This is a genomic window from Bradyrhizobium sp. SSBR45G (assembly GCF_030159255.1).
Lineage (GTDB): Bacteria > Pseudomonadota > Alphaproteobacteria > Rhizobiales > Xanthobacteraceae > Bradyrhizobium.
Window position 1 is genome coordinate 1 of the sequence record NZ_BSCT01000059.1, and the last position, 26297, is coordinate 26297.

Consider the following 26297-nt stretch of genomic DNA (forward strand, 5'->3'; position numbering starts at 1 on the left):
ACCCTGAGGAGCCCGCCGAAGGCGGGCGTCTCGAAGGGCGAGGCCCGGATCTCGGGCCTCATGGTTCGAGACGCGCCTTGCGGCGCTCCTCACCATGAGGGGACATCTCCGCAAGTGGCGTTGCCCATCCGCCATGAGCAATGTGCTCATGGTGAGGATTGAGATCTCGCCCCGAGCTCACCCCTCGGACTGAGATTTCCGAGGGAAATGGTAGCCACGCCGCCCGCCAAGGTAACCTGCTGTAAGCGGGGAGAGGCGAAGAGGCGCGGCTCACGCCGCCTTCGAGACTTCCATCAGCAGGCGCTCGGCGCGGGCGTCTTCGATGCGGTTGACGAGCTTGCTGCTCTCGTGGCGGTCGCGCAAGGTCTTGGTCAAGGTGACGCAGGTCTGCACCAGCATGACGATGCCCATCGTCAGATAGCCCTTCATCCAGAGATCGATCGGCATGAAGAACACGCCGAGCGCGACGAGGAAGGCGGACGCGCCGAACGACGCATAAGTGAAGGTGACGAAAGCGCCGCTGTGGGGCTGGACGTTCTGGTTCATGGTCGGCTCCTATGATGTGGATGATGGGTTGGATGCGTTGAGATCGGTGGTGACGAATTTCAGTTCGCCGGAGCGCTGCGGCCGGCCTTCAGCCGCGCCAGCACGTCGTCGGCGGTGGTCTTGATGCGCGGGCCAAACCCTTGCTCGGCAAGCTTCTCCGCGGTGGTGATCGGACCGGTCGCGGCGTCGAGCTCCATCAGCGCCTCGTCGGCGGCCTGCGCCTCGATCTGCCGCTCGCGCAGCCGCCTCAGGGTCGCCTCCGCCTCCGGCAACGTGCATTCGTAGGGACGCGCCGCCTCGATGCCGCCGCGGCGCAAATTGCGCACGGCTTCCGAGGCCCGGGCGATGCGCCGGCCGCGATCGAGCTCGGCGATGCGCGCCTCGGCCCCCGAGACGTGCCTCTTCAAGCGCGCGATCTCGGTGGCAAACAGCGCCCGCGCCGTCCTGGTCGCGTCGCGCTCAGCTTCGAGGCCGGCGATCGCCTGCGCGGCCTCGCGAGCCAGATCCTCGCGGCCGCCATCGAGCGCGGCAGTGGCGCGCACCTCGAGATCGGCAATCCGCGCCAGTGTGGCCTCGAGCCGCCTGCCCTCCTGCTGGTCCTGGGCGATGGCCAAGGCCAGCGCCCGCTTGCTGCGCTCGACGGCCGCGGCGGCGTCACGCATCTGCTGATCCAGGATCACCAGTGCGGTCCGATCCTGCAGCTCCTCCTCCGCAACGGCCACGGTGCCCCGAAACAGCGTCAGAACGGTCTTGAACATTGTGAACTCCCTGCTATGAGCATCGCTCATGAACGAACTTCTAGCGCAAACATGAGCGACGCTCAAGCATTTTTATGAGCGACGCTCAAGAAAATGGTTAATGATGTCCAAAACCCTGGAACGACGCGCGAAACAGCGCGAGGCCCTGATCGAGGCCGCCGAGCGGATGATCAAGACCCGGGGTCTGGCCGGCCTGAAGACGCGCGATCTCGCCCAGGAGATCGGCGTCGCCAATGGCGCGGTCTACAATCTCGTCGCCGACGTCGATGAGCTGGTGCTGATGGTCGGCTCGCGCACCCTGGCGCGGCTCGATGCCGAATTGTCGGCTGCCGAGAGCGCCGGCCCGCCCGGCCCCGCCGCCGCGCTGGTGCGCATCGCGATCGCCTATTGCGACTTCGCCGCCCACAATCTGGAGCTCTGGCGCGCGCTGTTCGAACACCGCATGCCGCCGGAGAAGCCGCTGCCCGACTGGGCGGTTGCCGACCAAATGCATTTGTTCCGCCACATCCACCAGCCGCTGGCCGCGCTGTTTCCGCAGCGCTCGTTCGACGACATCAGCGTCACCGCGCGCAGTCTGTTTTCCGCCGTGCACGGCATGGTCGCGCTCGGCCTGGAGCAGAAGCTGATCGCCGTGCCGCTCGCGGCGCTGCGTCAGCAGATCGCGACCATGGTGCAGGCCATGGTGACCGGGCTGCTGGAAGAGAAGACGAATCCGTGACGAGAGACTGAAACGCGAGCACCGCTTCGCAAGCGAGCGACGTCAGGCGCTTCCGCTGCTAACAATCAAGTCCGGCAACCTCTCGCTGCGTCTCTCCTATTCTTGTCTCGCACCGGCGCGAGTTCCATCGGACGTCAGCGCGAATTGAAGGCCGGAACAAACTAACGCCGCATTGCTTCGCAGTATCATGGCGATGTTCGGACTTGTTCCAGACAAGATGTCGGGAACCGGCCGATCTACTAACAGACTACGGCGCGTGTTAGTCCGCAAGACTTGCGCACAACTCGACGCGTGGTCAACTCATCCGGTCGGCAGCATCTGCAGTGGATGGCCGCCGCGCGCTCCAAGAAAAAACGCCAATGACGCCAGGACGCGCGAGCCAAGGGGGAATTCGTGAGACATTTGCGTGCGCCTAACGACCACCGTGACCCGCCATTCCCGTCCGACTACGACGATAGCCGCCGGCCGCTGTATGAACCGTCGTGGCGCGACGAGCACGAGCGACCGACGCCAGCCGAATTTGCGTCACGGTTCGGCGTCCAGGAAGTTCCGCCGCCGCCGCGACAGCGGCGCGCCATAGGCTTCCTGAGCATCCTAGGGCTGCTCGCCCTGGCGGCGGGCGTGGCCGGATTTGCCGCGATGAAATTGCCGGCACGTTGGACCGCTGTGCTCTCCCCCGACAGCCGTGCGGACGTTGCCGTGGCCGCGACGCTGCCGTCATCGCCGGCGCAGGCCCCGCAGGCGCTTGCTCCCGTTCAAGACGGCTTCCCGACGGGAGCGATTGCGAATGCAGCTGCCATCACAGCGCCCGACCCGAGCGCGCGGTTGAGGGACGAGGACCGCCTGCCGAAGTTCGATCCACGAATGGCTGCGGCGGCGCCGCAGGCCGGTGCGCAGCCCGCGGTCCAGGGGGTGACGGAGAGCGAGATCCGCTTCGGCATGGCAGCTCCGTTCTCCGGCCCGGCCAAGGAAATGGGCCATCAGCTCAAGCTCGGCATCGAGCTCGCATTCGCGCAGGCCAACGAGGATGGCGGCGTGAACGGCCGGCAGCTCAAGCTGTACACGGCCGATGATGCCTATGAGCCGACCCGAACGCTGAACGCGATGAAGGAGCTCTATGAGCAGCACAAGGTGTTCGGCTTCGTCGAGAATTATGGCAGCCCGACAGCGCTGATCTCCGTTCCCTACGCGCTCGAACGCCACACCTTGTATTTCGGAGCCTTCACCGGCGCGCCGTCGCTGCGGCGTGATCCGCCGGACCGCTATGTCTTCAACTACCGGGCCGGCTACGCCGAGGAGGCCGACGCCCTGGTCCGTTATCTCGTCAAGACCCGCCGGCTGCGTCCGCAGGAGATCGGCGTGCTCACCCAGCAGGACGCCTATGGCGATGCTGGATGGGACGGCGTGGCCAAGGCGATGCGCGGGCTGCGCGGCGGCAATGCCGGCGAGATCTTCCGCATGAGCTACAACCGCAACACCGTCGCTGTCGACGACGCGATCGCGCAGTTGAAGCGACAACGACCAGCGATCAAGGCCGTCGTGCTCGTGGCCACCTTCCGCGCGGCGGCGAAGTTCATCGAGAAGACGCGCGACAGCCACCCCGACATGATCTACGCCACGATCTCGGGCGTCGGCAGCACCGGGCTCGCCAGCGAGCTGATGGTGCTCGGCCCGCGCTATGCCGACGGCGTCATCTGCACCCAGGTCACGCCGGCGGTCGACGGCTACGCCTCCGTCACGCTGAACTACAAGAAGGCGCTGGCCAAATATTTTCCGGGAGAGCCTGCGGACTACACCTCCCTGGAAGCCTATCTCACCGCCAACGTCCTGATCGAGGGGCTGCGGCGCACCGGACCGGCGGTGGATACGGAAGCGCTGGTCAACAGTCTCGAGTCGATGCAGAACTACGAGCTGGGCGTCGGCTCGAAGCTGAGCTTTGGCCCCTCCGACCACCAGGCGCTGCACAAGGTGTGGGGAACGCAGCTCGACAAGACCGGCCAGTATCACGCCATCGATCTGGAATAGGCGGCCCCGTGAAACGAACCGCGCCACGGCGAAGCGCGTGAACCGGTTGCTTTCATCGGCCGTTTCGGCCATATGGCGCGCATGATCAAGGCCGATACCATCTGTGCATACACTTGGTGGCGCTCCGTCTAGGAGCGGCACGGTCTCGTCATTCTGCAACCGTCGCCGCCGTTCATCGGCCTGCGACGTTGGTTTGCATCCTCGACAGTTCTGCATCCTCACCAGCTCGAAGAGTCCGGTCGAACGGCGGTTCTCACCTCCCAAGGAGAACCACGATGCCACTCTCACTGCCACAACGCCCGGTCATCCTGACCGGCGACAGAACCACCGGCCCCCTGCACCTCGGCCATTATGTCGGCTCGCTGCAGAACCGGGTCGCGCTGCAATCCAGCCATCAGCAGTTCCTGCTGCTGGCCGATGCGCAGGCGTTGACCGACAATGCCCATGATCCGGCGAAGGTCAGCCGGACCATTCTCGAAGTCGCGACCGACTATCTCGCCGTCGGCATCGACCCCGAGCTCACCACGATCTGCCTGCAGTCGCATCTGCCGGCCCTGGCGGATCTGACGCTGCTCTACATGAACTTCGTCACCGTGGCGCGGCTCGAACGCAACCCGACGATCAAGGATGAGATCCAGGCGCGCGGCTTCGGCCGCGACATTCCCGCCGGCTTTCTCTGCTATCCCGTCGCCCAGGCCGCCGACATCACCGCCTTCAAAGCGACGATCGTGCCGGTGGGAGAGGATCAGGCGCCGCTGATCGAGCAGACCAACGAGATCGTCCGCCGCATCAACCGCCAGGCCGGCCGCGACGTGCTGCAGGAAGCCCGCGCGCTGATCCCGAGCGTCGGGCGCCTGCCGGGCGTCGACGGCAAGGCCAAGATGAGCAAATCGCAGGGCAACACGATTCCGCTTTCCGCCACGGCCGACCAGATCCGCGCCGCCGTTCGGCGCATGTTCACCGATCCGCAGCATATCCGGGCCACCGACCCGGGCCGGATCGAAGGCAATGTCGTCTTCACCTATCTCGACGCCTTCGATGCGGATCATGCTGTGGTCGCCGATCTCAAGGCCCGCTACGTCCGCGGCGGGCTTGGCGACAGCGTGGTGAAGCAGCGCCTGGAGGATGTGCTGCAGGCCGTCCTGGCACCGATCCGTGCACGGCGGACCGCCCTCGCGCGCGCCCCCGACCATGTCCTGTCGGTCGTCAGGCGCGGCACCGCGCAGGCCCAGTCCGTCACGGCGGCGACGTTGCGCGACGTGCGCGCGGCGCTCGGCCTGTTCTCGCTCCACTAGAGCATGATCTTGTCGGAAAACCGGTTTCCACTTTTCCGGATCATGCGCGAGCCGTGCCGGCATTGTCGCCGACACGCTCCGGATGCAAGATGGCCCGGTTCCAAGGCGGGGCTCGAACCAAGGTGAATGACATCGGTCTGACGGCGCTCGATCTCGGCTTGCGCGGCGCCGCCAGCGGCCTGTTCGTGATGATGGTGCTGGTGCTGGCGAGGCTGCGCCCGGCCAACGCCTCCGCGATTCTCGGCCTGGTGATGTCCGCCGGCGGCGCTGGGTTTGCGATCGCCACCGCGCCGTTCGTCCCGTCGTCGACCTATTGGTGGACGCTGCCGCTGCTCTCGGCGCAGCCGGTCGTGTTCTGGCTGTGGGCGCGCGCCGCGTTCGACGACGATTTCGCGCTCCGGCGCTGGCACGGCCTGGTCTGGCTGGCGGTGATCGCGCTCGGCTTCACGGCGTCGCTGAGCTGGCCGATGTGGCCAGCGCTCACCAAGGTCTGTGCCAAGGGGCTCTCGATCGTGGCGCTCACGTTCTCGCTGCTCGCGATCATGCAGACCGTGACGACCTGGCGCGACGATCTGATCGCGCGGCGCCGGCTGCTGCGCATGGCCGTGCTCGCCTTGAACCTCGGCTTCATCGCCTTCATCGCGGCGCCATCGCTGCTGCCGCTGCCCGTTGCTCCGCTGGGCCTGAAGCCCAATCTCGGCGGCACCAGCAGCTTCGTCACCGCGCTGACGCTCTGCGTGCTGGCAATGCTGGCGAGCTGGAAGCTGTTCGAGGCCAACGCCGCCGCGGCGCTGCTGCCGGCGACCGTCGCCACTGGCGGCCCGCACGCGCCGCATGAGACGGAGGTGGCGGCCAGCGAGCCGCCGGCGATCGCGCCCTTGCTGTTGCGCCGGCTCGACCATCTCATGACCGTCGAGCGCATCTATCGGCAGGAGGGGCTGTCGATCGGCGGGCTCGCGGCCCAGCTCAACGTGCCCGAATATCGGCTGCGGCAGGCGATCAACGAGGGCCTCGGCCACCGCAACTTCAACGCCTTCCTCAACCGCTACCGGATCGACGACGCCAAGGCCGCATTGTCCGACCCGAGCCAGCGCGACGTCCCGGTGCTGACGATCGCGATCGATGCCGGCTTCCAGTCGATCGGACCGTTCAACCGCGCCTTCAAGGCCGCGACAAGCGTGACCCCGACCGAATTCCGGCGGCAGGCCCTGGCGAAGCCGGAGATATCGGCCGAAAACGACGGAGATCGCAGAATTCGGCAAGCCGACTGAAGAATTCGGCTGGCCGAATTCCTGATCCGGCCAACCGGACATGGCGCGTGCGGGCATAGAGGCGAGGCGTCGTCTCTCCGTCGAGGTCCCCATGCCCAGCACCAACATCCCCACGCCCGCCTCCGAACGGCTGCATGCGCTCGACGCGGTCAGGGCCTATGCCCTGCTGCTCGGCATCGTGCTGCACGCGGCGCTGTCCTTCGTGCCGCCGGGGCCGAGCCGGATCTGGTTCGTCGAGGACATCCATCCGAGTCCGCTGCTCGGCATCACCACTTTCGTCATCCACGTGTTCCGGATGACGACGTTCTTTCTCATGGCCGGCCTGTTCGCCCGCATGAGCCTGCACCGGCGCGGCGCCGCTGAATTCATCAAGGACCGCCTGCTCAGGATCGCGCTGCCGCTCGTGGTCGGCTGGCCGCTGGTGTTCGCGCCGATGGTCGCCGTGGTGATATGGGCCAGCCGGTTTCCGCATGGTGGACCGGTGCCGGGCGCGGCCGGCTGGCCGCCGGCGCTGCCAAGCTTTCCGCTGGCGCATCTGTGGTTTCTCTACGTGCTGATCGAGCTCTACGCCGCGGCGCTGCTGCTGCGCTGGGTCGTGACCACGATCGACGCCGACGGCCGGTGGCGCGCCGCCGCCGATCGCCTGTTCGCACTGATCATGCACAGCCGGCTCGCGCCGGCGATCCTCGCGCTGCCGATCATGATCGCGCTCAGCCTGGACCCGCGCTGGATCGGCTTCATCGGCGTGCGCACGCCGGACACGTCGCTGATCACCAACGGCCAGGCCTGGATCGGCTTCGGCTCCGCCTTCGCCGTCGGCTGGCTGCTGCACCGGCAGATTGCGCTCCTGCAGGTGCTGGCGCGGCGCTGGCTGCTCACCACGATCGCCGCCCTCGGCCTGATCGGGCTCAGCTTCGCGCTGGCGCTTGCGCTGCTCTTGGCATCAGGCCACCTCTGGGCGGCACCGGTCGACCTCGCCACGCTGCGGCTCGCCGGCGCGATCGTCTATGCGCTGGCGATCTGGACCGCGAGCTTTGCCGCGATCGGGCTGGCGCTGCGCTTCATGGCCGGCTTCAGCCGCACCCGGCGCTATCTCGCCGACGCCTCCTACTGGCTGTACCTGATCCATATGCCGATCGTGATGGCGCTGCAGGTGGCGGTGTCGCAGCTCGACTGGCCATGGTCGGTCAAATACGCGCTGATCCTGCTGGTTGCGGTCCCCACGATGCTGGCGAGCTATCATCTGCTGGTGCGCAACACGATCGTCGGGCGGGCGCTGAACGGCAGACGGCAGGCGGGCAAGCAGGCGGCCATGCCCCTTCTCGGCTCATCCGCGCCGACATGAAGCGTCGCCGCCGCGTCGGAAACCAGCACCATGGCGGCGGCATTTACCGGGCGGAAACCGTTGCTGTCGTTGAATGCGAGCATGGCACAGTTGCGCATGGAAGTTCGCGATTCGGCCGGCAGGACATTGCCGGGCTATGGCGACGCATTTTTCGACCTCAGGCTCCCCGGCGATCATTGCCGTGTAGCGCAGACCCTGCTCCGGATGATTCGCGGCGACGATTTCCGCTCGCCGGTCCACAGCGTCCACTTCTTCCGTGACGCTTCGGAGATCGGCCGCTGGTCGGTCGACGACGAGCGCGCGGAGATGCGCTTCATGGACGACTGCGCGCACACGCCGCCGGCGGCGGCGTAAGCCAGCTTCAAAGGACTATCCGCGTCCCCTGCGCCTCACACGATGCGCGGGTGCGCCTGCTGGTGCCAGGCCCAGGCCGAGCGGATGACGTGGCCGAGATCGGAGTGCTGCGCCTTGAAGCCGAGCTCCTGCGCGGCGCGGCTGGGATCGGCGACCAGGATCGGCGGATCGCCGGCGCGGCGCTCACGAACCACCAGAGGCACCTGCTCGCCGGTCTCGTTTCTGATCGCATCAACGATCTCGCGCACCGAATAGCCGCTGCCGGTGCCGAGATTGTAGGCGCCGCCGGAATGCCCCTCCAGCAGCCGCCCGATGGCGGCGATATGGGCGGCGGCGAGGTCATCGACATGGATGTAGTCGCGGACCGCGGTGCCGTCGGGCGTCTCGTAGTCGGTGCCGAAGATCGCGAAGTCGGGCACATGGCCGAGGATCGCCATCAGCGCGCGCGGGATCAGATGCGTCTCCGGATCGCGCAGCTCGCCGATCGCGCCTGAGGCGTCGGCGCCGCAGGCGTTGAAGTAACGCAGCGCCGTGGCGCAGAAGCCGTAGGCGGCGCGATAATCCGCCAGGATCTGCTCGATCATGTATTTGGAGCGGCCGTAGGGGTTCACCGTCGGCCCGGCAGCGCTCTCGGGGATCGGATCGCGCCCGGCATTGCCATAGACCGCGCCGGTCGAGGAGAACACCAGCCGCGAGCAGCCGGCCTCGCGCATGCCCTGCAGCAGGCCGAGCGTGCCGGCCACGTTGTTGAGATAATATTTCTGCGGGTCGGCGACGGATTCACCGACGGCGCTCGACGCCGCAAAATGCATCACCGCCTTGACGTCATGCTGGCGGATCGTGCTCGCGACCTGGATGCTGTCGGCGATGTCGCCGACCACCAGCGGCCCCCATTGCACGAAGCTGCGGTGCCCCGTCGTCAGATTGTCATAGACGATTGGCGTGAAACCCGCCGCTGCGACGGCCTTGCTGCAATGAGCCCCGATGTAGCCGGCGCCGCCGGCAATCAGGATCGCCCCTCTCGTACTCATAATCCGTCCGTATCCCTTATCGTGGTGCGGCCGGGCTGCCGGCCGTGCAAAAAGCTGCACGGTAGAGCAGCTGCCGGCCGGCACCAAGCGCTGGTTGTGCATGTCGTTAATCTGCCGGCGCGGAGCCGCTGCGGCAGGCTCCCATCGCCCGCCATGTCCGCGGGTTCCATTCGGCGCGCGGAGGTCCCGCGCCTCGCGCGCATGCCTCATCGACCAGAGTCCAGGTGGCGCGTCGCGCAGAATGGGGTACCAATCGTCAGGCCCGAGCCATGCCGGGCCGTGCAGGAGGCGTGTCTTGAGCGAAACATCGAGCAACCTCGATGCGGCGTCGCGTGCTGCATCCCCATCCCCGCCCGCGTCGAGCGCAGCCCCCGGCCGCTGGGCGCGTCTCGCCATTCCGCTGTTCGCGGTGACCGTGGCGCTGGCTTTCGTGGCGCTGGCGTCCTCGCGCTGGAATGCCTGGACCGGCAGCGCCACCACCCAGTCCACCAACGACGCCTATGTCCGCGCCGACCTGACCCAGCTCTCGAGCCGGGTGGCCGGCGAAGTGCTCAAGGTCGCCGTCAGCGACTTCCAGCAGGTCAAGGCCGGCGATCTCCTGATCCAGATCGATCCCGCCGACTACGAGGCCCAGGTGGCGCAGGCCGAGGCCAATGTCGAGGCGGCACAGGCGGCGCTCGACAATCTCAGCAACCAGGTCGAGCTGCAATACGCGACCATTGCGCAAGCCGAAGCGCAGCAGGTCTCGGCCGGCGCGGCCGAGGTGCAGGCGCGGCAGGAGGAGGAGCGCCAGCAGTCGCTGTCGCAGAGCGAGGCCGGCACGCGGCAGCGGCTCGAGCAGGCGACCGCCGCCTATGCCAAGGCCCAGGCCGACGTGCGCGCCAGCCGCGCCGTCATCGCGGCACAGCGCCATCAGCTCGAAGTGCTGACCGGCACCAAGAAGCAGCGCGGCGCCGACCTTGCGGGCGCCAAGGCCTCGCTCGCAGCCGCTCGGCTCAAGCTCGGCTACACGAAGATCACGGCGCCGTTCGACGGCGTCGTGGGACAGCGCCAGGTGCAGACCGGCGACTACGTCAATATCGGCAGCAGCCTGATCGCCGTGGTACCGCTGCCGCGGGTGTTCGTCATCGCCAACTACAAGGAGACGCAGCTCACCCATGTCGCGCCCGGCCAGCCGGTGGACGTGACCGTCGATTCGTTCCCCGGCGAGACGCTGCACGGCCGGGTCGAGCGCATCGCGCCGGCCTCCGGCTCGCAATTCGCGCTGCTGCCGCCCGACAATGCCACCGGCAATTTCACCAAGGTCGTGCAGCGCATTCCGGTGCGCATCGCCCTCGACGGCAACCAGCCGCTGCTGGCGCGGCTGCTGCCGGGGATGTCGGTCGTGACCCATATCCGCACCGCCGGACAGGCCGATGGCGCCAAGTGAGCGCGGAAGCGAGGCCGATCGCGGGCCGCTGTCGCGCGGCGGCCAGGCGGCGCATCCGCTGTTCGCCGTCGGCGCCGTCCTGCTCGGCTCGTTCCTGGCCAATTTCGACAGCCGGCTGACCTCGGTCGGCCTGCCCGACCTGCGCGGCGCCTTCGCGCTCGGCTTCGACGAGGGCGCCTGGCTGTCGACCGCCGCGATCGGCTCGCAGATCTTCATTGCGCCGGCGGTGGCCTGGCTCGCGACCGTCTTCGGCCTGCGCCGCGTGCTCGGCATTCCCAGCCTGCTCTATGCTGCGCTGTCGCTGATCATTCCGTTCGTGCGCGACTATCCGACCTTGATCGCGCTCGCGATTCTCCACGGCATGCTGCTCGGCACCTTCGTGCCGGCGACCTTGATGATCATCTTCCGCAACCTGCCGATCCGCTGGTGGCTGCCGGCGATCTCGATCTATGCGATCCGCGTCGGCTTCGCGCTGGACACCTCGACCTCGCTGGTCGGCTTCTATGTCGAGCATCTCGGCTGGCAGTGGCTGTACTGGCAGGGCGTCGTGCTGGCGCCACTGATGGCGTTGATGGTCTATCTCGGCACCCCGGCCGAGCCGGTCAATCGCGCCCTGCTCAAGGACGCCGATTGGGGCGGCATGCTGCTGCTCGGCAGCGCGGTGTCGATGATCTATGCCGGACTCGACCAGGGCAACCGGCTCGACTGGCTGCAGTCCGGCACGGTGGTGGCGCTGCTGTCGGGCGGCGCCGTGCTGTTCGTGCTCTTTCTCATCAACGAGGCGCTGGCGCCGCAGCCCTGGGCGCATTTCAACGTGCTGTTCTCGCGCAACATCGGGCTCTCGCTGGCGGTGATCCTGCTGTACACGCTGACCAGCCTGTCGAACGCGTCGCTGGTGCCGAACTTCCTCGGCACGATCACGCAGCTGCGCCCGGAGCAGAGCGGCTCGCTGCTGCTGATCTACGGCGCGCTGCCGTTGATCGTGCTGGTGCCGCTGTCGATCTGGATGCTGCGCCATTTCGATCCGCGCCTCGTCGTCGTGCTCGGCCTCGGCGCCTTTGCGGCCGCCAATCTGCTCGGCACCCAGCTCACCCATGCCTGGGCCCGCGAGGATTTCATCATCATCGTCGTGCTGCAGTCGATCGGGCAGGCCTTGACCTTGCTGCCGATCATCATTCTCGCGCTGTCCAATGCCGATCCTGCGCGCGCCACCACCTTTGCAGCCTATATCCAGATCATGCGGCTCGGCGGCGCCGAGATCGGCGTCGCGCTGATGGGAACGTGGCTGCGGGTGCGCGAGCAGGTGCATTCGAGCTATCTCGGTCTCAACATCCAGAGAGGCGACGGCGAGGTGGCGCAGGTGCTGCGGCGGCTGACTGATTATTTTGCCGGCCATGGCGCAGGCGAGGCCCAGGCGCGCGCCATCGGAACGTTGGCGGCACGCGTCCAGCGTGAGGCCAATGTGCTCGCCTATGGCGATGCGTTCTGGCTGTGCTTCTGGATCGCGATCATCGCACTGATGCTGGTCGCCCTGATCACGCGCGCCCCGCCGGGACCGTTCACGCCGACGCCGATCGGTCTCATCGCACGGATGCGGCGCAGCGCTTGAACGAGCCCGGCACGCATGCCCGGCTGTTAAGCCATTTCACGGTGGCTCGGACCGCACAACATGACACGGCGCCTCGATGTAGCGTGCCGTGCGCCGAAGGCACGACATCTAGCCGTGAACGGAGCTCGTACTTCGCTGCGCAGCCGATTCGGACGTGGTTCGTTCCAGCCGCGTTCCGAACGTTAACGTCGCAATGGACAGCGTCGCACTCTGGGACATCGTGCCATGAGAGCGGCGGCGGGGGTCGCCTTAACGTTTGAAGGACCAATCCAGGCGCAGCCGTCCATCGCAATGTCTGGATCTCGTAGGTCGCGGCATCACACCGCGACATCTGGCCGTGAACAGACCCCGCACCGTGATGCGCAGCCGATTCGGACGCTATTCGTTCGAGCCGCGTTCTGAAAGTTAACATCGCGCTCAGCAGCGTCGCACTCCGGGACATCGTGCCGCGAGAGCTAGAGGAGGCCGTCTTAACCTTTCGCGACCAAGCCAGACGTGGCTTGCCATCGCAACGTCTGCATCTCGTAGGTCGTGGCACCACACCGCGATATCTAGCCGTGAACAGACCCCGCACTGTGATGCGCAGCCGATTCGGACGCGGTTCGTTCAAGCCGCGTTCCGAAAATTAACATCGCGCGCCACGGCGTCGCAGTCTGGGACATTCATACGCGCGTGAGTTGCGGCAACTCGTCGAGCGGCCATTTCGGACGCTTGATCTTTTCGTAGGGCAATTTCGTCACGTCGCGTGCGACCACGCCGGGCGCATCGACCATGATGATGTCGGCGGCGATCGGTGCGAACGCCGCGCGGAAATGCTGCGCTGACTTCACCACGACGAGCTTGCGCGTCGCCGGTTCGCAGCCGAGCTGGGTGAAGCAATCGGTGCCGAACGCCTGGCAGCGGAACGTCGTGATGACGACCTCGACGCCGCCGGTTTCGATCAGCGCGCAATCGCCGAGCTTGGCCGGCGTACCCGCGAGCCCGGTCATCACCATGTTCTCCTTCAGCGCCTTGATCTCCCAGGTCGCATCGACGGGATCACCGGACAGCGGGCCGATCTTGCCGCCGATGCGCAACGGCAGCTTGGCGCCGACGCCGGCATCGAAGGCGATGCGCACGGCGATCGGGTCCCAGAGCGGGCCGAGGCAGGCATGGCCGATGTTGCGGTCAAGCAGCCGGCGCAGGATGAAAGTGGAATCGCCGGGCGCGCCGCCGCCGGGATTGTCGCTGGCATCGCCGAGCACGATGGTGCCGTCCTTCGCAAGGGCCTGGTCGAGCGCCGCGTCGACGCCCGGCATGCGCTCGGTCACCGCCTCGCGTAGGCCGATCAGCTCATCTGCGAGCTTGCGCGCCAGCGCCTGCGCTTTCGCGCCATCAGGATCAACAGCAGCATCGCTGTAGACCAGCACCTTGGTGCCCATTTCAGGCGTATCGCCCCAGGCGAAGCCGTGCACGATCGAGGCCGAGACGATGCCGTCCTTGCCCTCCAGCGCGGTGATCCGGTCGACGAAGCTGCGCACCGGCTCGCGCGTCGTGTGCAGGGTCACGATCATGTCGGTGTCGACCAGCGCGGATCGCAGCTTCAGCCGCTTCTCGGCGAGATCGGTACAATGCTTCACCAGATCCTGCGCACGCTCAAGAATGTCGGTGTGCGGATATTCCTTCCAGCAGATCAGGAGATCGGCGCTTCTGACCATCAGCTCGGTCATATGGACGTGCGGATCGAGCGTGGCGCCGATCACCACGTCGGGGCCTGTGATCTCGCGTATCAGCGCCAGCAGCTCGCCCTCGCAATCGTCGTAGCCATCGGCAATCATCGCGCCGTGCAGGCCGATCAGCACCATGTCGAGCGGCAGCGCGCCCCTGAGATCGGCGAGGATCTGGTCGCGCAGCGTCTCGAACGCCGCACGCGTGACGAGCCCGTTCGGCACGGCCGCGGCCACCAGTCCTTCGATCAGCGTCCAGCCCTTGGAGGGCCCGACCTGCCGCGCCGCCCAGAGAGGCCCGCCATGCATCTGCATCTTGTCCGGGTGCGTGCCGGCAGGGAAATAGGCCCGCTCGTGGAACGTCGCGAGCCCCGTCGGCATCGGCGCAAAAGTGTTGGTCTCGGTGGCGAGGGCGGCAGAGAACACACGCATGACAAGCTGACCCGTTCGGTCTTGAGAGGAGGCAGGGGCACATCGTCCCGCCCGGCGAGCCTCAGCAGCGATCCGACCGCAATCAATGATGTCTGATGCATTCAGCCGTCAGTGAGGCTACCATGGAGGGCGATGACGGACGATAAATTGAAACGGCGGTTGACGACAGTGCTGTGCGCGGATGTGCACGGCTATTCCCGCCTCATGGGAGCCGACGAAGCCGCAACGCTGGAGACGCTGCGTCGCTACCGCGCGGCCATCGCGGGATTGGTGGAGCGCCATGAGGGGCGCATCGTGAACACCTGGGGCGATGCCGTGATTGCCGAGTTCCCCAGCGTCGTCGAGGCCGTACAATGCGCGGTCGAGATCCAGCAGGAAATTTCCAGTCGGATATCGAACACGCCTGACGCGCAGCGGATGCAATTCCGCATCGGCATCAATCTGGGCGACGTGATGGTGGACGGCTCCGACATCTTCGGCGACGGGGTCAACATCGCGGCACGACTGCAGGAAGTGGCGGAGCCCGGCGGCATCGTGATCTCCGCCCCCGTCTACGATCAGGTGCACAACAAACTATCTCTCGGCTTTGACTGTCTCGGCCAGCAACAGCTCAAGAACGTCGCGCCCGTCACCAGCTATCGTGTCACGATCGGCGCCCGTTCCGGCCAGCGAGCCGACATCCCGCTTGACGACAGCGTACTCGATGCGCGCGCATTCCCGGCGTCGAACGCTCGATCTCCGTTCCGCGACGGCGATCAGCGATCGACGTGGATCACCTCCATCTCGGATCACTTCACGAGCCTGCCTCGTCCGCTCGCAGTCGCGCTCACCGTCTCCGGCTTTCTGATTCTGATCAATGTTTTCAGCGGTCTGCACAAGATCTGGTTTCATTGGCCGGTCGCGATATTGCTGTTCGGCGGCATCATGCGGACGGTGCTCCAGAACAGGCCTGCTTCGGACAAAAGTGAGCGGCGTCCGACGCGCCGGGACTAGGCGCCCGGCGCTTGCGAGCGCTTCATGCGAGCCGGAATGAGAAATGTCGCACAGCGGGTTGGCTTCGGCGACTGGGCACTACGCGCGCACGGACTGATCCTCAACCGACTTCACGGCTACCGCCGCGACCTGCGCCAGCGCCTCGCAGTCGGCGCCTGAGGAGGCCATGACGCTCATGCCGGTGATGACAGCCGACACATAGCGCGCGAGCGCGGCCGGATCGGCGCCAGATGCCAGATCGCCTTCATCCTTTGCCCGCTCGAAACGATGCCTGAGCTGCTCCTCGGTCTGGGCGCGGCGTGCCGCGAGTTCGAACGGCACGTTGGCGGAGCCGGAGCCGCAGGCGAGGCCGCCCTGCACCAGCAGGCAGCCGGGCGGATTGGCCGGATCGGTCTGCTTCTCGGCGACTCCCATGAGCATCCGCGACGTGACCTCGCGCGCGGTCGGCGCGCTCAGCACCTCGTCCATCCAGGCCTCTCGGCGCGCCGTGTAGCGGTCGAGCGCGGCCCTGAGCAGGGCTTCCTTGCTGCCGAACGCGGCATAGAGGCTGGGCGGGTTGATGCCCATGGCGTCGGTAAGCTGGGCGATGGTCGCGCCCTCATAGCCGTGACGCCAGAAAACCTCCATCGCCTGGTCCAGCGCGGTGTCGCGGTCGAATGTCCGGGGCCGTCCGATGGCCATCTGCAAAGCTCCTGTTCCCGTCTCCGCCCCAAATCCAGTTTCTTATCTATTTGTGATTCCTAGCCATTTCTTTGATCTGCCGCAGCGCCAAAGTTCCATCTAGGATTTTCGTAGCATCCGATACATAAGTCTCTTGCGAACGAGTTGCCAGCGCCACATTTGTAGCGAGCACTACAATATGGAGCGCGACAATGCCTTCGCCTGAAATTCGTTCCTCCGGCCGCCTGAAGCGGTGGCTGGGCACCGTTGCCCTCGCCGGCCTGGTGATATCAGCCGGCTCCTATGCCGGCTCCCGCTATTTCAACCTCAGTGCCGTGCCGCAGGCGGCCCGGGCCGCCGCGCCGGAGCAGGCCGTTGCCGTGACGGTCGCCGTGGTCGAGCCGCGCAAGGCCAGCCTGTGGGAGGAGTTCTCCGGACGGCTCGAAGCGGTCGAGCGGGTCGAGATCCGGCCGCGCGTCGCCGGCGCCATCCTCGCCACCAACTTCACGGAGGGCTCGCTGGTGAAGGCCGGCGACGTGCTGTTCAAAATCGACCCCGCGCCCTATGCCGCCGAGGTCGACCGCGCCCAGGCACAGCTCGAAGCCGCGCGGGCCCGGGCGGCGTTTGCCGCCAATGAGCTCGAGCGCGGCGCGCAGCTGGTCGGCAATTCGATCGTGACCAAGCGCGACTATGACCAGCGTGACAACGGCAATCGCGAGGCGATCGCCAACGTCAAGGCCGCCGAGGCGACCCTGCAGACGGCGAAGCTCAATCTCGACTACACGCAGGTCCGCGCGCCGGTCGATGGCCGCGTCGGCCGGATCGAGGTCACCGCCGGCAATCTCGTCGCCGCCGGCACGGCCTCACCGGTGCTGACCAATCTGGTGTCGGTCAACCCGATCTATGCGAGCTTCGATGCCACCGAGGACGTCGTGCTGCGCGCGCTGAGCGCGGTTGCCGATGGCTCGGCCACGCGCGGCAATCTCGACCGCATCCCGGTGGAGATGACGACCTCGGGCGGCACCATGGCGTCCGGCCACATCCAGCTGATCGACAACCAGGTCCAGGGCCAGAGCGGCACCATCCGCGTGCGCGCCGTGTTCAGGAACGAGGATGGCAAGCTGATCCCCGGCCAGTTCGCCCGCGTCCGTATGGGCCAGCCGCAGCAGCAATCCCTGGTGCTGCTCGACGAGCGCGCCATCGGCACCGACCAGGACAAGAAGTTCGTGATGGTCGTCGGCGACGACGAGCGCGCGGTCTACCGCCCGGTCACCCTCGGCGGCAGCGTCGAGGGTTTGCGGATCATCTCGACGGGCCTGAAGCCCGGCGAACGCGTCGTCGTCAACGGCCTGCAGCGGGTGCGCCCGGGCGCGCTGCTGAAGACGCAGGTGGCCGAGATGGGCGCGCGGGATGGGGCGGACGCGAAGCAGCTGGCGCAGCGCTGATCGTCATTGGAGTCCAGTTGCCAACGCCAACCTCAGCTGTCGTCCCGGCGAACGCCGGGACCCATAACCACCGGCCCCGCTTGTCGACAAAGAAAGATGACGCGCAGTCTTTTTCACCAATCAGCCGTCTGCGGTATGGGTCCCGGCGTTCGCCGGGATGACACCGAGTGGGAGGCGGCATCGAGATCACCTTTGGCGCCGTGCAGCGTCTCCAACAAGTCTACCAACAACTAACAATGTCAGCCACACGCTGAACCTCTCCCGACCACGGGGCCTCCCATGAACCTGTCCAAATTCTTCATCGACCGGCCGATCTTCGCAGGCGTGCTGTCGACCCTCATCTTTCTCGGCGGCCTAATCGCCCTGTTCGCGATGCCGATCTCGGAATATCCCGATGTCGTGCCGCCCTCCGTCGTGGTGCGCGCGACCTATCCCGGCGCCAATCCGAAGGTGATTGCGGAAACGGTGGCGACGCCGATCGAGGAGCAGATCAACGGCGTCGAGAACATGCTCTATATGAGCAGCCAGGCGACCACCGACGGCGCGATGACCTTGACGGTCACCTTCAAGCTCGGCACCGATCCGGACAAGGCCACGCAGCTGGTGCAGAACCGGGTGCAGCAGGCCGAGCCGCGGCTGCCCGCCGTGGTGCGCCAGCTCGGCGTCATCACCAAGAAGAGCTCGCCCGACCTGACCATGGTCGTGCACCTGATCTCGCCGAACGGCCGCTATGACACGACGTATTTGCGCAACTACGCGGTGCTGAACGTCAAGGACCGACTGGCGCGCATCGACGGCGTCGGCGACGTGCAGCTGTTCGGAGCCGGGGACTATTCGATGCGGGTCTGGGTCGATCCGCAGAAGGCGGCCGAGCACGGCCTGTCCGCGTCCGACATCGTCAAGGCGATCCAGGCGCAGAACGTCGAGGCCGCCGCCGGCGTGGTCGGGGCGTCGCCCAGCGTCAAGGGCCTCGATCTGCAGCTCTCGGTCAATGCCGAGGGCCGGCTGTCGAACGAGGACCAGTTCGCCGACATCGTCGTCAAGACCGGCGCGCATGGCGAGGTGACGCGGCTGCGCGACGTCGCCCGCATCGAGCTCGGCGCCTCCGAATACGGCCTGCGCTCCCTGCTCGACAACAAGCAGGCGGTGGCGATTCCGATCTTCCAGGCGCCCGGCTCCAACGCCCTGCAGATCTCCGACAACGTCCGCGCCACCATGGCCGAGATCAAGAAGACGATGCCGGAGGGCGTCGAGTATCACATCGTCTACGACCCCACCCAGTTCGTGCGCTCCTCGATCGAGGCGGTCGTGCACACGCTGTTCGAGGCCATCGTGCTGGTCGTGATCGTCGTGATCCTGTTCCTGCAGACCTGGCGCGCCTCGATCATCCCGCTGCTGGCTGTCCCCGTGTCGATCGTCGGCACCTTCGCGGTGATGCATCTGTTCGGCTTCTCGATCAACGCGCTCAGCCTGTTCGGCCTGGTGCTCGCGATCGGCATCGTCGTCGACGACGCCATTGTCGTGGTCGAGAACGTCGAGCGCAACATCGAGAGCGGGCTGTCGCCGCGCGACGCCACCTATCAGGCGATGCGCGAGGTGTCGGGGCCGATCATCGCGATCGCGCTGGTGCTGATCGCCGTGTTCGTGCCGCTCGCCTTCATCTCCGGGCTGACAGGGCAGTTCTACAAGCAGTTCGCGCTGACGATCGCAATCTCGACCGTGATCTCGGCGGTCAACTCGCTGACCCTGTCGCCGGCCCTGGCGGCGCTGCTGCTGAAGGGCCATAACGATCCGAAGGATCGCTTGACCCGCATCCTCGACGGCGCGCTCGGCTGGTTCTTCCGCGGCTTCAACCGCACCTTCGTACGTGCCTCCGACAATTACAGCGGCAGTGTCTCCAAGGTGATCACGGGCAAGGCCGCGGTGATGATCCTCTACGTGCTGCTGGTCGGCGCCACCGCGGTCCTGTTCAAGCAGGTGCCCGGCGGCTTCGTGCCTGGTCAGGACAAGCAATATCTGGTCGGCTTCGCCCGCCTGCCGGACGGCGCCACGCTCGACCGCTCCGAGGAGGTGATCCGCAAGATGAGCGACATCGCGCTGACGCAGCCGGGCATCGAGAGCTCGGTCGCCTTCCCCGGCCTCTCGATCTCCGGCTTCACCAATTCCTCCAATGCCGGCATCGTGTTCTCGACCCTGAAGCCGTTCGACGAGCGCAAGGATCCATCGTTGTCGGGCGGCGCGCTGGCGATGGAGCTCAACAAGAAATACGCCGGCATCCAGGACGCCTTCATCGCGATGTTCCCGCCGCCGCCGGTCAACGGCCTCGGCACGATCGGCGGCTTCAAGCTGCAGATCGAGGACCGCGCCGGCCTCGGCTATGAGGCGCTGAACGACGTCACCAAGGCGTTCATGGCAGGTCTGCAGAAGTCGCCGGAGATCGCCGGCGTGTTCTCCAGCTTCCAGGTCAACGTGCCGCAGCTGTTCGCCGACATCGACCGCACCAAGGCGCTGCAGCTCGGCGTGCCCGTGACGGAGGTCTTCAACACGCTGCAGATCTACCTCGGCTCCTACTACGTCAACGACTTCAACAAGTTCGGCCGCACCTATTCGGTGCGCGTGCAGGCGGACGCGGCGTTCCGCGCCCGCGCCGACGACATCCGTCAACTGAAGGTGCGCGCCGCCTCCGGCGACATGGTGCCATTGTCGGCGCTGCTCACGGTACGGCAGAGCGCCGGCCCCGAGCGTGCGATCCGCTACAACGGCTTCCTGTCGTCGGACATCAACGCCGCCGCCGCGCCCGGCTTCTCGTCGGGCCAGGCGCAGGCGGCGGCCGAGCGGGTCGCGGCCGAGGTGCTGCCGCCGGGCTTTGCCTTCGAATGGACCGACCTGACCTATCAGGAGTTCATCGCCGGCAATTCGGGCCTGTGGGTATTTCCGCTGGCGATCCTCTTGGTGTTCCTGGTGCTCGCCGCGCTCTACGAGAGCCTGACCCTGCCGCTGGCGATCCTGATGATCGTGCCGATGGCGCTGCTGGCGGCGATGTTCGGCGTCTACCTGTCGAAGGGCGACAACAACATCTTCACCCAGATCGGCCTGATCGTGCTCGTCGGCCTGTCCGCCAAGAACGCGATCCTGATCGTCGAATTCGCGCGCGAGCTCGAATTCGCCGGGCGCACGCCGCTCCGCGCCGCGATCGAAGCCAGCCGCCTGCGGCTGCGCCCGATCCTGATGACGTCGATGGCCTTCATCATGGGCGTGCTGCCGCTGGTGCTGTCGACCGGCGCAGGCTCCGAGATGCGGCGGGCGATGGGTGTCGCGGTGTTCTCCGGCATGATCGGCGTCACCGTGTTCGGCTTGTTCCTGACGCCGGTATTCTATGTGCTGCTGCGGACGCTGTCGGGCATGAAGCCGCTCACCCAGCATGGCAGCCACGGGACCGCCGCGGCCCAGCCCGCGGAGTAAACGCCAATGTGAACATGCGTGATGTCGGATGAAGAAAACACGATCGTCTTGTTATCCGTAAGGACAACAGACAGTCGGCATCCTCATCACGCGCAACCGATGATCCGGGCCCCGATCAATTCTGGGCCAATTGTGAACCGGATCACAGACCAGCGCAGCGAGATGGAGGACGCCAACTCCAGCACGTTGCGCCGACCCGGCGGCCTGTCCCGCACCAGGCCGCCGGGTCATTTGACCAAAGGAGTTGCAAGATGGATTTTTTGAATCAAATGGTCGCAGCCCGGCTGATGAAGACCGCCGAGGGATTTCAGCGCATCGGCGCACATCGTGCATTTCGCCGGCTGGCCGGCCCGCATCGCGCTGTTGCGAGCCCTCGGCCGGCGTTGGGCCTGGTCGTCGACAATTCCGCAGGACGCGATCCGGCACTTTCGCAGATCTGCCCGGAGCGCGATGGCTGCAGCGCCGGTCTGTAGACCGGCGCCGATCTCAGGCGATGCCAACAAGCGGCCCGTGGCGTTTCACGGTTCGCCCGACGGCCTCAGGCGGCTCTGGTCTTCGCAAACCCAATCGGCAAAGCGCTGCGGCGCGACGCTGGTGAGCTTCTCGTAGGCGCTGGCGCTCTCAGCGAGCCGACCCTGCGCTGCGTTCATATCGAACGACACGAACACTACGGCGACCGGCTGCGGCAGGCCTGCGCGCCGCTCAGGCGCCGCCCTCGTCCGCCGTGAACCAGCGTCCGGAACCAAGGATCTGCGGCAGCGCACGACCATCTTCGATCTCTGCGCTTTGCTGCGCTGCCCCGCAACGGAGCGCTAACGCCAAAATAGCATCAGTTTGCGGTCAAAACTCGCGCTTGCCACGGCTGGGTCCAGCCGATAGCTTTTTGTACCTCTCAAGCGCGACGGATGAGCGATGATGTTGTCTCTGCGGACCACCCCCACGAATGTCATGTCGAACAAGACGGGCCGGGTCGCCTCGCGCGCGCCGATGAGCATCGCGAAGACGATGGTGGTGGCTGCAGCCGCGGTGCTGGGCTTCGTCGCGTCGGCGCAGGCGCGCGATCTCACGGTCGTGTCGTGGGGCGGCAACTATCAGGACGCGCAGCGCAAGATCTATTTCCAGCCGTTCGCCGCCAAGCTCGGCGCTACCGTGCTCGATGAGAGCTGGGACGGCGGCTATGGCGTGCTGCAGGCCAAGGTGAAGGCCGGCGTGCCGAACTGGGACGCGGTGCAGGTCGAGGCCGAGGAGCTCGAGCTCGGCTGCAGCGACGGCATCTACGAGAAGCTCGACTGGAGCAAGCTCGGCGGCAAGGACAGCTTCATCCCGGCCGGCGTGAGCGATTGCGGCGTCGGCGCCATCGTGTGGTCGACGGGGCTGGCCTATGACGGCGACAAGATCAAGGATGCGCCGAAGACCTGGGCCGATTTCTGGGACACCGCGAAATATCCAGGCAAGCGCGGCCTGCGCAAGGGCGCCAAATACACGCTCGAATTCGCGCTGATGGCCGACGGCGTGCCGGCCGCCGACGTCTACAAGGTGCTGAAGACCAAGGAGGGCGTCGAGCGCGCCTTCAAGAAGCTCGATGCGCTGAAGCCCGACATCGTCTGGTGGGAGGCCGGCGCGCAGCCGCTGCAGCTGTTGTCATCCGGCCAGGTCGCGATGACCTCGGTCTATAATGGCCGCATCAGCGCCATCAACCGCACCGAGGGCAAGCATTTCGGCTTCGTCTTCCCGGGCAGCATCTACGCCGTCGACAGCTGGGTCGTGCTGAAGGGCTCGCCGAACAAGGACGCCGCGATGAACTTCATCGCCTTTGCGAGCCTGGCCGAGAACCAGGCCAAGCTGCCGGAATACATCGCCTATGGACAGCCCAACATCGCCGCCGCCAAGCTCGTGCCGGAGAAATACACCGCCGAGCTGCCGACCACGCCGGACAATCTGAAGCAGGCGATCCCGCTCGATGTCGGGTTCTGGACCGACAATTCGGAAGAGCTGTCGAAGCGCTTCAACGCCTGGCTGGCGCGCTGAGCCTGCTCGTTGCTCCAACTCCGGACGCGCGAGCCTGAGCTTCAGCACCGCGCGTCCGCGCCCCTCGTGCAAGCGTACCGGCGTGAACCAGAGCGCCGAGAGCCTTCGTCATGGATAGCCCCTTCATCTCGTTCCGGCAGGTGGTCAAGCGCTTCGGCGCGCTGACCGTCGTCGACCACCTCGACCTCGACATCACCAGAGGTGAGTTCATCGCCCTGCTCGGCCCGTCCGGCTCCGGCAAGACGACACTGCTGATGATGCTCGCCGGCTTCGAGCAGCCGAGCGGCGGCACCATCATGGTCGACGGCCAGAGGGTCGACGGGCTGCCGCCGCACAAGCGCAACATGGGCGTAGTGTTTCAGAACTACGCGCTGTTCCCGCATATGAGCGTGCGCGACAACATCGCCTTCCCGCTCAAGATGCGCAACACGCCGAGGGACGAGATCGCCACGCGCGTCGCGCGCGTGCTCGACATGGTGAAGCTGTCGGCGATGGCCGAGCGCAAGCCGGCGCAGCTCTCGGGCGGCCAGCAGCAGCGCGTCGCGCTGGCGCGCGCGCTGGTGTTCGAGCCGAAGGTGGTGCTGATGGACGAGCCGCTCGGCGCGCTCGACAAGAAGCTGCGCGAGCAGATGCAGCTCGACATCCGCGATTTGCACCGCAGGCTCGGCCTCACCATCGTGTTCGTCACCCACGACCAGGACGAGGCGCTGACCATGTCCGACCGCATCGCCGTGTTCAACCACGGCAGGATCGAGCAGATCGGCCCGCCGCGCGAGATCTACGAGCTGCCGCGCACGCCGTTCGTCGCCGAGTTCATCGGCGAGACCAACCTGCTGCCGTGCAAGGTCGCAGCCCAAGCCGGCGAGGCGGTGCACCTGACCACGGCGTCGGGCCTGTCGCTGTCGGCCCATGCCGGCGCCGGCCGCATCGCGGGCGCCGACGTCCAGGTCTCGATCCGCCCCGAGGCGATCCGGATCAACGACCACGCCGCAGCTACCGCGAACCGCCTGACCGCGCGCATCATGGATGCGGTGTATTTCGGCGATCACATGCGCCTCGTCGCCGAGGTCGGCGCGCAGCGGCTGATCATCAAGGGCGACCGCATGAGCGAGGCGGCGGAGGTCGGCAGCGAGGTCGCGCTGTCCTTTGCCGCGTCGGATGTCTGGGTGGTGGGATCATGCGACCAGACCTCCGCCAACGGCTGAAGGCATTTCTGCTGCTGGCGCCGCTGCTGGCGTTCATGCTGTCGTTCTTCGTCGTGCCGCTGGTGACGATGATGAAATCGGCCGTCTCCGATCCCGTCGCCACCGAGGCGCTGCCGCGCACGGCGCGCGCGCTGGCCGGCTGGGACCGCACCGGCGCTCCGCCGGCCCCGGCGCTGGCCGCCTTCGCCGAGGACATCCGCGCGCTGAAGAACGACGAGCAGTTCGGCGATCTCGTCCGCCGCCTGAACAGCGCGCAGTCCGGCTTCCGCAGCCTGCTCGGCAAGACCCGCCGCGCGCTCGACGGCACCAGCACAGCCGACCTCGCCGCGATCGATGCGCGCTGGAGCGAGACCTCCTATTGGGCGACGATCGCCGAGGCCGTCGCCTCGCCCTGGACCGACAAGAACCTGCTCGCCGCCGTCGATTTCGAGCGCAATCCAGCCGGCAGCATCGCCGCGATGCCGGAGGGCGCCTCGGCCAACCGGCTGATCATGATCCGGACCTTCGTCACCTCGGCGCTGGTCACGCTCGCCTGCATCGCGCTCGGCCTGCCCTTCGCGATGGTCGCGGCGTCCGTCGAAGGCTGGCGCCGGCAGATCCTGCTCGGCGCCGTGCTGCTGCCGCTGTGGACCTCGCTGCTGGTGCGCACCGCCGCCTGGTATGTCGTGCTGCAGGACAACGGCCTGATCAACGCCACCTTGAAGGGGCTCGGCCTGACCTCGACGCCGATCCCGCTGATGTTCAACCGGCTCGGCGTCGTCATCGCGATGACGCATGTGCTGCTGCCGTTCATGGTGCTGCCGATCTTCAGCGTGCTGATCGCGATCCCGCGCAATCTGATGCCGGCGGCGGCCTCGCTCGGCGCCCATCCCTTGCGCGCGTTCTTTCACGTGCTGCTGCCGCTTGCGATGCGCGGCGTCGTCTCCGGCGCGCTGCTCGTGTTCATGGCGGCGCTCGGCTACTACATCACGCCGGCGCTGATCGGCGGCGCCAACGACCAGATGATCTCGTCCGTCATCGCCTATTACGCCACGGCGGCGGCGAACTGGGGCATGGCCGGCGCGCTCGGCCTGGTGCTGCTCGCCATGACCATCCTGCTCTACGCCGTCTATATCCGCCTGACCTCGGCCGAGGAGCAGCGCGCATGAAGCCGCTGGCGCTGATCAAGCTCACATTCGCGATCCTGGTGGTGGTGTTCCTGCTCGGCCCGCTGGTCGCCGTGCTGCCGCTGTCGCTGACCGACAGCGTGTTCCTGAACTATCCGATTCCCGGCTATTCGACGCGCTGGTTCAAGGAGCTGGTCACGGCCGATTCCTGGCGGCTGTCGATCGTCAACAGCCTCCTGATCGGCTCTGGCACGACGGCGCTCGCGACCGTGCTCGGCACGCTCGCCGCGCTCGGCCTGCGCGGCAGCCGCGCCTCGCTGCTGGCCTCGACCTTGCGCACCGTGTTCCTGCTGCCGATGGTGGTGCCGGCGGTCGTGCTCGGCGTCGGCATGCAGCTGATGTTCTCGCGCTACGGCCTCACCAACACCTATCTCGGCGTCATCATCGCGCACACCGTGGTGGCCGTGCCGTTCGTTCTGGTCAACGTCTCCTCGGCGCTGCAGGGCGTCGACATCCGGCTGGAGCAGGCCGCCGCCAGCCTCGGCGCCTCGCCGGTCGTGGTGCTGCGCTCGGTGACGTTTCCGATCGCCCTGCCCGGCATCATCTCGGGCGCCCTGTTCGCCTTCGCCACCTCGCTCGACGAGGTCGTGCTGACTTTGTTCGTCGCCGGCCCCAACCAGCGCACCTTGGCGCGGCAGATGTTCGCCACCATCCGCGAGAACATCAGCCCGGCGATCGTGTCGGCCGCGGCGGTGTTCATCGTCGGCACCATCGTGCTGTCGCTCGCGATGCTGGCCATCCGCCGGCGGATGGCGTGAAGGAAGGCACGGGTCCGTAGGGCGGATTAGCGCAGCGTAATCCGCCTCCCCGCGCGAAGGG

General features: G+C 66.7%; 21 protein-coding genes. 16 read left to right on the top strand and 5 right to left on the bottom strand.

Annotated elements, in window-relative coordinates; all coding sequences use genetic code 11:
• Nucleotides 1-270: 270 nt before the first annotated feature.
• Together QQL87_RS35825 and QQL87_RS35830 are read right to left on the bottom strand one after the other, a co-directional pair.
• Nucleotides 271-546, bottom strand: a complete 276-nt coding sequence (locus tag QQL87_RS35825) for a YiaA/YiaB family inner membrane protein (protein WP_257169852.1) — start codon at nt 544-546, stop codon at nt 271-273.
• A 59-nt stretch (nt 547-605) separates the two neighbouring features.
• The gene (locus tag QQL87_RS35830) at nt 606-1304 is read right to left on the bottom strand and encodes a PspA/IM30 family protein (RefSeq protein ID WP_284422423.1); all 699 of its coding nucleotides are present in this window, start codon (nt 1302-1304) and stop codon (nt 606-608) included.
• A 103-nt stretch (nt 1305-1407) separates the two neighbouring features.
• Between QQL87_RS35830 and QQL87_RS35835 the strand changes: the two genes are divergently transcribed.
• From QQL87_RS35835 to QQL87_RS35860, 6 genes are all read left to right on the top strand, one after another.
• Complete coding sequence (locus QQL87_RS35835) at nt 1408-2022, top strand: TetR/AcrR family transcriptional regulator (protein WP_284422448.1); 615 nt, start codon at nt 1408-1410, stop codon at nt 2020-2022.
• Nucleotides 2023-2415: 393 nt separating this feature from the next.
• Nucleotides 2416-4047: an ABC transporter substrate-binding protein gene (locus tag QQL87_RS35840; protein ID WP_284422422.1), complete on the top strand. Its 1632-nt coding sequence runs from the start codon at nt 2416-2418 to the stop codon at nt 4045-4047.
• Between the two features lie 275 nt (nt 4048-4322).
• Nucleotides 4323-5342 (top strand): tryptophan--tRNA ligase, encoded by a 1020-nt coding sequence (gene trpS, locus QQL87_RS35845; RefSeq protein WP_284422421.1) that lies wholly within the window; start codon nt 4323-4325, stop codon nt 5340-5342.
• A gap of 89 nt (nt 5343-5431) precedes the next feature.
• Nucleotides 5432-6613, top strand: a complete 1182-nt coding sequence (locus QQL87_RS35850; protein WP_284422420.1) for an AraC family transcriptional regulator — start codon at nt 5432-5434, stop codon at nt 6611-6613.
• Between the two features lie 91 nt (nt 6614-6704).
• Complete coding sequence (locus QQL87_RS35855) at nt 6705-7958, top strand: acyltransferase family protein (protein WP_284422419.1); 1254 nt, start codon at nt 6705-6707, stop codon at nt 7956-7958.
• A 30-nt stretch (nt 7959-7988) separates the two neighbouring features.
• On the top strand, nt 7989-8312 hold the full coding sequence (locus tag QQL87_RS35860) for a hypothetical protein (protein WP_284422418.1): 324 nt from the start codon (nt 7989-7991) through the stop codon (nt 8310-8312).
• Between the two features lie 35 nt (nt 8313-8347).
• On the opposite strand, the gene galE is transcribed toward QQL87_RS35860, so the two are convergent.
• Nucleotides 8348-9343: a UDP-glucose 4-epimerase GalE gene (galE, locus tag QQL87_RS35865; RefSeq protein WP_284422417.1), complete on the bottom strand. Its 996-nt coding sequence runs from the start codon at nt 9341-9343 to the stop codon at nt 8348-8350.
• Nucleotides 9344-9638: 295 nt separating this feature from the next.
• Between galE and QQL87_RS35870 the strand changes: the two genes are divergently transcribed.
• Both QQL87_RS35870 and QQL87_RS35875 read left to right on the top strand, forming a co-directional pair.
• Entirely contained in the window at nt 9639-10772 is a 1134-nt protein-coding gene (locus tag QQL87_RS35870) for an HlyD family secretion protein (RefSeq protein ID WP_284422416.1), read from the top strand.
• Nucleotides 10759-12381, top strand: a complete 1623-nt coding sequence (locus QQL87_RS35875; RefSeq protein WP_284422415.1) for an MFS transporter — start codon at nt 10759-10761, stop codon at nt 12379-12381. The genes QQL87_RS35870 and QQL87_RS35875 overlap by 14 nt, the downstream gene beginning before the upstream one ends.
• Nucleotides 12382-13043: 662 nt before the next feature.
• On the opposite strand, the gene QQL87_RS35880 is transcribed toward QQL87_RS35875, so the two are convergent.
• Nucleotides 13044-14519, bottom strand: a complete 1476-nt coding sequence (locus QQL87_RS35880; RefSeq protein WP_284422414.1) for a M81 family metallopeptidase — start codon at nt 14517-14519, stop codon at nt 13044-13046.
• A 132-nt stretch (nt 14520-14651) separates the two neighbouring features.
• Between QQL87_RS35880 and QQL87_RS35885 the strand changes: the two genes are divergently transcribed.
• Entirely contained in the window at nt 14652-15512 is an 861-nt protein-coding gene (locus tag QQL87_RS35885; protein ID WP_284422413.1) for an adenylate/guanylate cyclase domain-containing protein, read from the top strand.
• Between the two features lie 78 nt (nt 15513-15590).
• Here the strand turns inward: QQL87_RS35885 and QQL87_RS35890 are convergent, their stop codons facing one another.
• Nucleotides 15591-16193, bottom strand: coding sequence for a TetR/AcrR family transcriptional regulator (locus tag QQL87_RS35890; RefSeq protein ID WP_284422412.1), 603 nt, complete (start codon nt 16191-16193; stop codon nt 15591-15593).
• Between the two features lie 191 nt (nt 16194-16384).
• Between QQL87_RS35890 and QQL87_RS35895 the strand changes: the two genes are divergently transcribed.
• The 7 genes from QQL87_RS35895 to QQL87_RS35925 all read left to right on the top strand — a co-directional run bounded on the left by QQL87_RS35895 (nt 16385) and on the right by QQL87_RS35925 (nt 26236).
• Nucleotides 16385-17617 carry an efflux RND transporter periplasmic adaptor subunit gene (locus QQL87_RS35895; RefSeq protein ID WP_284422411.1) on the top strand — a complete coding sequence of 411 codons (1233 nt, stop codon included), beginning with the start codon at nt 16385-16387 and terminating at the stop codon, nt 17615-17617.
• A gap of 279 nt (nt 17618-17896) precedes the next feature.
• Entirely contained in the window at nt 17897-21079 is a 3183-nt protein-coding gene (locus QQL87_RS35900) for an efflux RND transporter permease subunit (protein WP_284422410.1), read from the top strand.
• 251 nt (nt 21080-21330) lie between these two features.
• On the top strand, nt 21331-21552 hold the full coding sequence (locus QQL87_RS35905) for a hypothetical protein (protein ID WP_284422409.1): 222 nt from the start codon (nt 21331-21333) through the stop codon (nt 21550-21552).
• 514 nt (nt 21553-22066) lie between these two features.
• A complete protein-coding gene (locus QQL87_RS35910) occupies nt 22067-23107 on the top strand; it encodes an ABC transporter substrate-binding protein (protein WP_284422447.1) in 1041 nt (346 codons plus the stop codon).
• 110 nt (nt 23108-23217) lie between these two features.
• Nucleotides 23218-24312, top strand: a complete 1095-nt coding sequence (locus QQL87_RS35915; protein WP_284422408.1) for an ABC transporter ATP-binding protein — start codon at nt 23218-23220, stop codon at nt 24310-24312.
• A gap of 35 nt (nt 24313-24347) precedes the next feature.
• Complete coding sequence (locus QQL87_RS35920) at nt 24348-25460, top strand: ABC transporter permease (RefSeq protein WP_284422446.1); 1113 nt, start codon at nt 24348-24350, stop codon at nt 25458-25460.
• Nucleotides 25457-26236 carry an ABC transporter permease gene (locus tag QQL87_RS35925; RefSeq protein ID WP_284422407.1) on the top strand — a complete coding sequence of 260 codons (780 nt, stop codon included), beginning with the start codon at nt 25457-25459 and terminating at the stop codon, nt 26234-26236. The genes QQL87_RS35920 and QQL87_RS35925 overlap by 4 nt, the downstream gene beginning before the upstream one ends.
• Nucleotides 26237-26297: the final 61 nt, after the last annotated feature.